We start from the raw sequence: 9,561 nt of genomic DNA, 5'->3' as shown, positions 1-9,561 counted from the left end.
CCACCCGTCACCGGTCTCGGCCTCGAGCCCGTAGGTCACCGACCCGCCCCGCACCGGATCACCCACCTCCTCCTCCTCACCCGCAGCGTCACTGCTGCCGGGCTTGTCGCCCCCACAGGCGCTGAGCACCAACACCAACGGGACGAACAGAGCGAAGAAGCGGACAGACCGCCGATGAGCATGCAACACGAGAGAGCCCCCTGTGGGTTCCTGGGTCGGCCCGACCGGTTGGTCGGGCCGGGGCCTTGATCATTGTGTGTGACCGACGTCATGGCCGCCTGTCGAGGCGGCAACCTAGGACCTCTTTGGCACCGCGTCAACAACCACCCCCCGAGTCCGGGCTCGAGCCCCACCGCTAGGGTTCGGGGGTGACCACAGGGGACGCGGAGGAGGCCATCGCCGTGGCCCGGCGGGCGATCCAGGAGGCGCCGACCGCGGCGGACCGGGCCCGGGCCCTCACCGCCCTCGCGTCGGGCCTGCGATCCGGTGGCCACGCCCTCGAAGGCGCCGAGACCGCAGGCCGGGCGGCCTCGAGCTTCCACGAGCGCGACGACGAGCTCGCGGCGGCGCGCGCCCAGCGCCTCGCCGCCGACTGCCTCGCCGACGCGGATCGCCACGAGGACGCCCTGGGTCTGCTCAAGCGAGCACGGCGGGTCTTCGTCGCCCACGATGTCACCGGCCCTGACGCCGCCGGCACCGAGGTCGCCGCCGCTCGCAGTCTGCGGGCCCTGGGCCACGCCTCGGCGTCGAGCCAGGCGCTGCACCGGGCCGAGCGCGCGTTCACCGCGGCGGGGATGCCGGTGCGCGCCGCGGTCTGCCGTCTCGACCGGGCCGTGCTGCTCCACGACGACGGCGACGTCGCCGACGCCATCGCCCTGCTGGTCGAGGCGCACCGCACGTTCACGACCCACCGTCGCCCGGACCTGGCGGCGGTGGGGGACTTCGACCTCGGCGTCGCCCTGCTCGACGACGGGCAGGCCGAGGACGCCATCGAGCGCTTCGTGCGCGCCCGGGGGATCTTCTCCTCGCTCGACCGCCGGGCCGACGAGGCGGCGTGCGACCTCAACATGGGAGTCGCCCTCCACGCCCTGGGCCGCACCGACGAGGCCCGCCACGCCCTGCGCCGGGCCCGCACCGCGTTCCGTGACCTCGGGCGCGACCGGGACGCCGAGCAGGCCGAGCACGACCTCGACGTCCTCGACGGCCTCGTCGACCCCGACACCGCCGAGCTGTCGGTGCTGCGCATCCTCGGTGAGGTGCCCGGCGACGTGAAGGACCTCGCGGCCCGCCTCGACGAGGAGACCGTGGATGTGTCGGACTCGGGCCCGCCGCCGCCCCCGTCCCGTCCTCGCGACTGAGGCTCCTGGCCGGGGCGGCGTGAACGTACCCTGGCGGCCGTGACCCCTCCTGCGCCCTCCCCGCTCGACCCCGACCGCGTCACCGTCACGGTGACGAACGGCGTCGCGGACGTCCGTCTCGCCCGCCCGGACAAGGTGAACGCGCTCGACGGGCGCATGTTCTCCTCGATCGTCGCCGCCGGCGACATGGTCGGCACGGACGCTTCGGTGCGGGTCGTCGTGCTCTCGGGTGAGGGACGGTCGTTCTGCGCCGGGCTCGACCTGGCGTCGTTCAGCGCCATGGCCGGGGCCGGCGACGGTGACGGTCACGGCGACGAGAGCGTGGCCAGCTCGGTGTCGGGGACCCGGTCGATCGTCGATCGCCTGCCCGGGCGGCCCTCGAACCTGTTCCAGGAGGTGGCCAACGTGTGGCAGGCACTCCGCCAGCCCGTCATCGCCGCGCTCCACGGCCACGTGCTGGGCGGAGGCCTCCAGATCGCCCTCGGCGCAGACATCCGGGTCGCCGCCCCTGACGCCACCTTGTCGGTGATGGAGGTCCGCTGGGGGCTCCTGCCCGACATGACCGGGCCTCAGGCCCTCGTGCGCCTCGTCGGCCTCGACGTGGCCAAGGAGCTGGTGTTCACCGCCCGCCGGCTGTCGGGGGTCGACGCCCTCGCCCTGGGCCTGGTCACCCGAGTGGCCGACGACCCGCGTGAGACAGCCTTCGCCCTGGCCACGGAGATCGCGAACCGGAACCCCGAGGCGGTCCAGGGGGCCAAGGCCCTCCTGAACGCGGCGGGCACCCGGCCGCTCGAGGAGTCCCTGGTCGACGAGTCGGTGCGCATGGAGCGGCTGATGGGCAGCCCCAACCAGGTCGAGGCGGTGACGGCCGAGCTCGAGGGCCGGGCGCCGGTCTTCACCGACGGTGCCTGACCCGCCGCCGCTCGCGCCGGCTCTGCGGCGGGCTCTGGTCGAGGTCGTGGGCCCCGACCACCTGCTCACCGACCCGGCGGTCACCGCCGGCCACGCCATCGACTGGACGGGTCGGTTCCGGGGCGCCACCCCGGGGGTGATCCGCCCCGGCTCGGTCGACGAGGTCGCCGCCGTCATCGGCGTCTGCGCCGCCGAGGGCGTGGCCGTCGTCGCCCAAGGCGGCAACACCGGCCTGGTCGGGGGGTCTGTCCCGCTCGCCGGCGAGGTGGTCCTCACCACGGCGCGGTTGACGACCATCGCGGAGGTCGACGCCGACGCCGGGCGCCTCACCGCCGGGGCGGGGGCCACCATCGCCGCCGTGCACGCCGCGGCGGTATCCGCGGGCTGGGCCTACGGCGTCGATTGGGCAGCGCGCGACACCGCCACGGTGGGCGGGTCGGTGGCGACCAACGCCGGGGGCCTGCGCGTCGTGCGCCACGGCTCCACCCGGGCCCAGCTGCTCGGGGTCGAGGCGGTGCTCGGCACCGGCGCGGTGCTGCGTGACCTGGGTCGCCTGGAGAAGGACGCAACCGGCTACGACCTCTCTGGGCTGCTGTGCGGCAGCGAGGGCACCCTCGGCGTGGTGACCGCAGCCCGGCTCCGCCTCGTGCCGGACCCACCGGAGCGGGCCACCGCCGCGCTGGGGTTTGCGTCCTTCGCGGCGGCGGTGGTGGCGGTGGGCCAGATGCGCAGGACCCTGCCCGGGTTGGAGGCGGCCGAGGCCTACCGGGCCGCCGAGGCCGAGCTCGTCGCCGGCCACCTGGGGCGGGCGCCGGCGCTGCGGCCACCGCCGCCGGTCACGGTGGTCGTCGAGTGCGCCGGGACGGGCGACCAGATCGAGACGCTCGGTGCCGCGGTGGCTGCGCTCGACGGCGTGCTCGGCGCCGTCGTGGCCGACGAGGGCCCGCGACGAACCGCGCTGTGGCGCCACCGGGAGGCTCTGACCGAGGCCGTCGCCACCCTCGGTCCCCACCACAAGCTGGACGTCTCGCTGCCGGCGGACGCTCTCGCCGCCTTCGCCGAGGAGGTGCCGGCCCGGGTCACCGAGGCCGCTCCCGGCGCTCGGACCTGGCTCTTCGGGCACCTCGGTGACGGCAACCTCCACGTCAACGTCACCGGCGTGGCGCCCGATGACCAGGCCGTCGACGACGCCGTCCTCGGCCTCGTCCTCGCCCGCCACGGCAGCATCAGCGCCGAGCACGGCGTCGGGACGGCCAAGCGTCGGTGGGTCGCCCGCCAGCGCGGCGACGTGACGGTCGCCGCCATGCGGGCCGTCAAGACCGCGCTCGACCCCGCCGGGATCCTCAACCCCCACGTGCTCTTCGGTGACGGAGACTGACATAGAAACGTCGGGTGCCGGTCACACGACCCCGGTACCCTTGACCAACTGCCCCCGGCGCCGGGAGCGGCCCCCTTGCCCATGGCCACCGCTGTCCTCGCCTTCACCGCCCTCGCCTGTGGCCTGGCCACCCTGGTGTGGGCCCGCTCGGCGCGCCGCCTCGAGCGCGTGTACCGGCGGGTCGTGGCCGATCGGGGCGAGGGGTCCGACGCCGCCCTGCTCGCCCGCTCGGCGTTCCGCAAGGACGTGCACACCACCACGCTCTACGCCGTGCTCTGCGGCGCCTGCGCCGCCCTCGCCCTCTCCCAGACCGCCCGCGTCGAGCTCATCTTCGGGCTGATCCTCGTGCCCGTGGCCGTCTCGGTGCTCTCGGCCCGGGACTTCGTTCGCGAGTCGCGGCTGGCCGACGATCGCTACGACATCGAGCGCCGGGCCGAGGAGGTCCTCACCCAGGACCAGCTCGCCCCGCAGCGCTGGGCGGCCCGCCTCGCTCCCGAGGTGCTGCCGGACCTGCCGGGCTTCGACATCGGCCGGGTCTACAAGGCCGGCACCGGGCTCATGGCCGGGGACTTCTTCGACGTCTATGACCTCGACCGGGGCCGGGTCGCGGCGGTCATCGGCGACGTCACCGGCCACGGCATCGAGCCGTCGATCACCGCCCTGCAGGCCAAGTACCTGCTGCGGGTGTTCCTGCGCCAGTACCGCGACCCGGGCCAGGCCCTCGAGGAGCTGAACGACCGCATGTCGGCGCTCGAGCGACTCGAGGAGTTCATCTCGCTCTGCGTCGTCGTGTTCGACACCGAGGCCGGCACCCTGCGCTGGGCCTCGGCCGGACACCCGACGGCCTGGCTCTGGCACGACCGCGAGGTCGTGCCCCTGCGCCACACCGGCCCACTGCTGATGCTCGACCCGCAGGGCGCCTTCACGAGCCGCGAGCTGCCCCTCGGCCACGGCGACCTGCTGTTGATGTACACCGACGGGCTGGCCGAGGCCCGCAACGGCGACGACTTCTTCGGCGAGGAGCGCATCGGCAACATGTTGCGCCGCGACCCCGGCGTGGCCCCCGACGTGCTGTGCAAGTCACTGCTCGAAGCGGCCAAGGACTTCGCCACCGTGCCGGTCACCGACGACACGGCCATCCTGGCCCTCCGCCGGCTGTAGCTGCACCCGTGCGCCCCGCTCACCCGGTTCCGCCGTCGTCGGACCCGCACGAGGCCCCGGCCGGCAATGCCCGGGCGGTGGTGGGTTTGCTCCTCAGCCTGGCCGCGCTCGGCGTGGTGGTCGTCGCCACGATGACCGTCATCGAGGCGAACCAGCCCGACGACAGCTGCGACGGGGGCCGGTGCGGCCACGGCTACGTGGCCATCTTCACCGTGCTGCTCGCGATCCCAGCGTCGACCCTGCTGGCCGCGGTGGGAGCGTCGATGTCGCAGGCGGGCCTCTCCCGGGCTGCCGTGGTGGGCCGCGGCCGGCTCCCGGCGCTGGTCGGCTTGATCATCTCGTCCGCCCTGCTGCTCGTCGCTCTTGCGATCGTCGTCGTCCTGGTCGTGGCCAGGCTCCGCTGACCGAGGCCGATCCGTGCGCGGCCCGAGGGTCGGCTCGTCCGCCGCCCGTGCCGGGGCGAGGCTCCTTCCGCCCGCGGGACACGCCGTAGGCTCCGGCCGTGGTCAACCCGCACGAGCTGTTCACCGACTCCGCCGATGACGCATCGCCCTCGGCTCGGGTGGCGGCCGCAGCCGAGCGGGCGCGGGCGGGGAACCTGGCCAAGGACGGCGACAAGCTCGAGCGCCAGGGCAAGCTCTTCGTCCGCGACCGCCTCGACCTGCTGCTCGATGCCGGCACCTTCGTCGAGGACGCGCTGCTGGCCAACACCGCGGCGGCCGACCTCCCCGCCGACGGCGTGGTCACCGGCACCGGGCGCATCGACGGTCGCCCGGTGTGCGTCGTGGCCAACGATCCCACCGTGAAGGCCGGGTCGTGGGGGGCCCGCACGGTCGAGAAGATCGTCCGGGCCACCGAGCTGGCGCTCCGCGAGGAGCTTCCCATCTTCTGGCTAGTCGACTCGGCCGGGGCCCGCATCACCGACCAGGTGCAGCTGTTCCCGGGTCGCCGCGGCGCCGGACGGATCTTCTACAACCAGATCAAGCTGTCCGGCCGGGTGCCGCAGATCTGCTGCCTCTTCGGTCCCTCGGCGGCCGGCGGCGCCTACATCCCGAGCTTCTGTGACATCGTCATCATGGTCGAGGGCAACGCCTCGATGTACCTGGGCTCGCCCCGGATGGCCGAGATGGTGATCGGCGAGCGAGCGACGCTCGAGGAGACCGGGGGCGCCCGCATGCACGCGACGGTCTCGGGCTGCGGCGACAACCTGGCTGTCGACGATGCCGATGCCATCGACCAGGCCCGGGCCTGGTTCACCTACTTCCCGGCGTCGTGGCGGGATCCGCCGCCGCACTACGCCCCGGCGCCGCCCGCGGGGGTGTTCACGACAGGCGTCGTGCCCGATGACGACAAGGCCGGCTACGACGTCCACGCAGTGATCGAGGGGCTCGTCGACGCCGAGAGCTTCTTCGAGCAGAAGCCCCTCTTCGCCCCCGAGCTGGTGGTGGGCCTCGGCCGCCTCGACGGTCGGCCCGTCGGCGTGGTGGCCAACAACCCGGCCCAGAAGGGTGGGGTGCTCTTCGTCGACTCGGCCGACAAGGCGGCCCGCTTCGTGTGGTGCTGCGACGCGTTCAACATCCCCCTCGTGTTCCTCACCGACGTGCCCGGCTTCATGATCGGCACCCAGGTCGAGGCCCAGGGCATCATCCGCCACGGCGCCAAGATGGTCACCGCCATCGCCGAGGCCACCGTCGCCAAGGTGTGCGTGGTGCTCCGCAAGGCCTACGGCGCCGGCCTCTACGCCATGTCCGGGCCCGCCTTCGAGCCTGAGGCCACCCTCGCCCTGCCCACCGCGAAGATCGCGGTGATGGGCCCCGAGGCCGCGGTGAACGCCGTGTTCGCCAACACGATCGAGGCCATCTCCGACCCGGCCGAGCGCGACGCCTTCGTCGCCGAGCAGCGCGCGATCTACGAGGCCGATGTGGACCTGCTGCGCCTCGCCTCGGAGCTGGTGGTCGATGCCGTGATCGAGCCCGAGGCGCTCCGCAACGAGCTGATCCGACGTCTCGAGCGGGCCGAGCGCAAGGACCGGCACTTCTCGGACCGCCGCCACGGCGTCCCGCCGGTGTGAGCGCTGTGACCCCCCTCCCCGCCGCGGTCGACATCCGCGACGTGGGCCCCCGTGACGGGCTGCAGCCCGAGCCGCCGGTGGCGGTGGTCGATCGGGTGCGCCTGGTCCACGCCCTCGCCGCCGCCGGTGTGGCGCGCATCGAGGTGGCGGCCTTCGTCTCACCCGCTGCGGTGCCGGCCATGGCGCGCGCCGCCGAGGTGGTGGCCGCCATCGAGCGCCGACCCGGCATCTCCTACGGCGCCCTCGTCCCCAACGCCCGGGGGGCAGAGATGGCCGTCGACGCCGGCGTCGATGAGATCACCGTCACCATCTCGGCCTCGGAGGCCTACAACCAGCGCAACGTGAAGATGAGCACCGATGATTCGCTCGCGGCCATTCGACAGATCGTGCGCCGCGCCGCCCGCGGCGGATCGGGCGCCGGGGTGCCGGTCGACGCCGTGGTCTCCTGCGCCTTCGGGTCCCCGTACGAGGGCGAGATCGCGCCCGCTGAGGTGGCCGACCTGGCCTGTCGCATCGGCGAGCTCGGGGTCGCGGCGCTGACCTACGCGGACACCACCGGCATGGCCACCCCCCGGCGGATCACCGACCTGGTGGACGCCCTCGGCGGGGTCACCGAGGGCATCGGTCTGCACCTCCACGACACCCGGGGCACGGCGCTGGTCAACGCCTACGCCGCGCTGGGGCTCGGTGTCACCCGCTTCGACACGGCCGTCGGGGGCCTCGGCGGGTCACCGTTCGCCCACGGCGCCGGAGGCAACCTGGCCACCGAGGAGCTCGTCGCCCTGCTCGACGACCTCGACGTCGCCACCGGCATCGACATCGACGCCCTCGTCTCCGCCGCCCTGCTCGTCGAAGACCTGGTGGGACGTCCGGTGCCGAGCGGCGTCGCCCACGCCGGGCCCCGCACCCGCCGCTCATCCACGTCCTGACCGCGGCCCGTCGCTTCGCTCGGTCGCCACGAGGTGGGGCAGGGTGTCGCCGTGCCGTGGTGTGACGGGTGTGATCGCTTCTACAACCCCAGGTCGCTCGCGCCCGACGGCACCTGCCAGCAGTGCGGCGCCTTCATCGCCAGCCCCGACGACGAGCCCGACGACGGCGACCCGGGGCGGGCCCCGTGGCACTTCTACCTGCTGGTCGTCGGGGTGGTGGTCTACCTCGGCTGGCGCCTGATCCAGGGCATCGCCTGGGTGGCGGTCCGCCTCTGACGGTCAGCGGCGGGTCCCCGGAGCCGATCTTGTGCCCGCTCACAACGGTCGGCGTCTCATGTCGGCGCAAGGACCGATGCGGCGGGGCAGGGGCGTACCCTCGGGATCAGTGACGCTGTTCGACGACCTGGCTCCCGTCCTATCGGTGGCCGACCTATCTCGCGCCCTGGCGCACTACGAGCGCCTCGGCTTCACCGTCGAGGCCTACGACGGGGCGCCCTACGGCTACGTCCGCCGGGGTGACGTCTGGATGCACCTGACCCAGGTGGACGACCACACCCCGGTCCAGGGGGGTGCGGTCTATCTCTACGTAGGGGATGCCGACGCGCTCCACGCCGAGTGGGCCGAGGCCGACGTCGAGGGCCGCCTCGGCGCACCTCAGGACATGCCATACGGGTTGCGGGAAGGCTTCCACGTCGATCCGGACGGCACCCTCCTGCGGTTCGGCTCGTGGTTGCCTGGCCACGGGCCCGGCACCCGGGCCCGCTGACCGATCAGGTTCGATGGGCCGCCGGTCGGCGCGGAAGGTGGCGCGGTGGCGCAGCTTGGTTAGCGCGCTTGACTGGGGGTCAAGAGGTCGGGAGCTCGAATCTCCCCAGCCCGACACAAGAAACCGCAGGTCAGGAACCCCTCTCCAGAGGCGCCCCTCCTGCTGCTCGGTTCCGCACACGGATCTGACGGTCGGCCCCTACTCGTCGTCCTCGACCTCGACGTCGGCGTCGTCGCCGTCTTCGACGCTGACGTCGGGCGCCTCGACATCGACGTCGGTGTCGGAGTCGACATCAGCGTCTCCGCCGAGGACGAAGAACGCGATGACCGCGATGGCAACGATGGCCAGCACCGCCAGCAAGATCCACAAGCCCTTCTTGCTCTTGCCGCCATTCCTGTCGGTGTTGTCCCTGCTCGGACCTTCCATCCTCGCTGCCATCAAAGACTCCTTCTGGTGGTCGACGCCCGTTCGTTCGAGGTCCTTCCCCTCGGACCGCCCTCCAATCGGACCGACCCGGCCCCCAAACGGGTGATCGCCCAACGGTCCGATCGGCCGGCTCCGCCGTGGACCGAGCAGCCCACGCTGTAGCCAAGCGGGCTCGTCGGCACCATCGACGAGAACGACGACGAGGTGCGGCCGTCATCCCTGAGCTCGTCCCGTCGGAGACGAGGCGGCCCTGAGCGAGAGCGACTTGCCCCCACGTTGCCCAGGACAGACATTGCCAGGGCGGTCGGCCCCTTCGGCCTCGAGCAGACGTCGAGCTCGCCGGAGAGCGGTCGTCGTATCGGTGGCCGCCCGCCACGGCGGGACCCTCGGCGAGGGCTCAGGCCGCGACGGCGCGGGCAGCAACCGGGCGGTCCGGTTCCCGGCCCACTCCGCGGCCACCGACGCCCCCCGGGCCGTGATCCGCGTCGTGCCCGAAGGGCCCGACGCCCTCGATCCTGGCACCGGTCGCTTCGAGTTCGGCGCCGACGTGGTGCTTGACG

General features: G+C 73.3%; 11 protein-coding genes, 1 tRNA gene and 1 pseudogene. 11 read left to right on the top strand and 2 right to left on the bottom strand.

What is annotated here, in order from left to right:
* Positions 1-189 (bottom strand): annotated as a pseudogene (locus VNL12_RS11885) (ABC transporter substrate-binding protein); the annotation flags it as partial.
* A 179-nt stretch (positions 190-368) separates the two neighbouring features.
* Between VNL12_RS11885 and VNL12_RS11880 the strand changes: the two are divergent.
* The 10 genes from VNL12_RS11880 to VNL12_RS11835 all read left to right on the top strand — a co-directional run bounded on the left by VNL12_RS11880 (position 369) and on the right by VNL12_RS11835 (position 8,689).
* A complete protein-coding gene (locus VNL12_RS11880; RefSeq protein WP_325594797.1) occupies positions 369-1,358 on the top strand; it encodes a tetratricopeptide repeat protein in 990 nt (329 codons plus the stop codon).
* A gap of 39 nt (positions 1,359-1,397) precedes the next feature.
* A complete protein-coding gene (locus VNL12_RS11875; RefSeq protein ID WP_325594795.1) occupies positions 1,398-2,270 on the top strand; it encodes a crotonase/enoyl-CoA hydratase family protein in 873 nt (290 codons plus the stop codon).
* Positions 2,263-3,648, top strand: a complete 1,386-nt coding sequence (locus VNL12_RS11870; RefSeq protein WP_325594793.1) for an FAD-binding oxidoreductase — start codon at positions 2,263-2,265, stop codon at positions 3,646-3,648. Before VNL12_RS11875 ends, VNL12_RS11870 begins: the two co-directional genes overlap by 8 nt.
* 81 nt (positions 3,649-3,729) lie before the next feature.
* Positions 3,730-4,809, top strand: coding sequence for a PP2C family protein-serine/threonine phosphatase (locus VNL12_RS11865; RefSeq protein WP_325594791.1), 1,080 nt, complete (start codon positions 3,730-3,732; stop codon positions 4,807-4,809).
* Positions 4,810-4,817: 8 nt separating this feature from the next.
* Entirely contained in the window at positions 4,818-5,213 is a 396-nt protein-coding gene (locus VNL12_RS11860; protein ID WP_325594789.1) for a hypothetical protein, read from the top strand.
* Positions 5,214-5,311: 98 nt separating this feature from the next.
* Positions 5,312-6,880: an acyl-CoA carboxylase subunit beta gene (locus tag VNL12_RS11855; protein WP_325594787.1), complete on the top strand. Its 1,569-nt coding sequence runs from the start codon at positions 5,312-5,314 to the stop codon at positions 6,878-6,880.
* 5 nt (positions 6,881-6,885) lie between these two features.
* On the top strand, positions 6,886-7,809 hold the full coding sequence (locus tag VNL12_RS11850; RefSeq protein ID WP_325594785.1) for a hydroxymethylglutaryl-CoA lyase: 924 nt from the start codon (positions 6,886-6,888) through the stop codon (positions 7,807-7,809).
* Positions 7,810-7,860: 51 nt separating this feature from the next.
* Positions 7,861-8,085, top strand: a complete 225-nt coding sequence (locus VNL12_RS11845) for a hypothetical protein (protein ID WP_325594783.1) — start codon at positions 7,861-7,863, stop codon at positions 8,083-8,085.
* A gap of 58 nt (positions 8,086-8,143) precedes the next feature.
* A complete protein-coding gene (locus tag VNL12_RS11840; RefSeq protein WP_414654878.1) occupies positions 8,144-8,575 on the top strand; it encodes a bleomycin resistance protein in 432 nt (143 codons plus the stop codon).
* Positions 8,576-8,618: 43 nt separating this feature from the next.
* Positions 8,619-8,689: transfer RNA gene (locus tag VNL12_RS11835), tRNA-Pro, on the top strand.
* 84 nt (positions 8,690-8,773) lie between these two features.
* Here the strand turns inward: VNL12_RS11835 and VNL12_RS11830 are convergent.
* Positions 8,774-9,013 carry a hypothetical protein gene (locus tag VNL12_RS11830; protein WP_325594779.1) on the bottom strand — a complete coding sequence of 80 codons (240 nt, stop codon included), beginning with the start codon at positions 9,011-9,013 and terminating at the stop codon, positions 8,774-8,776.
* 349 nt (positions 9,014-9,362) lie between these two features.
* Here VNL12_RS11830 and VNL12_RS11825 point away from each other — a divergent pair.
* Positions 9,363-9,561 (top strand): hypothetical protein (locus tag VNL12_RS11825; RefSeq protein WP_325594777.1); only part of this gene is annotated, 199 nt, incomplete at its 3' end.

Source organism: Iamia sp., from assembly GCF_035575815.1.
GTDB lineage: Bacteria > Actinomycetota > Acidimicrobiia > Acidimicrobiales > Iamiaceae > Iamia.
Note: the sequence above shows the minus strand (reverse complement) of the source record. Positions and strands in the feature narration are given on the sequence as shown.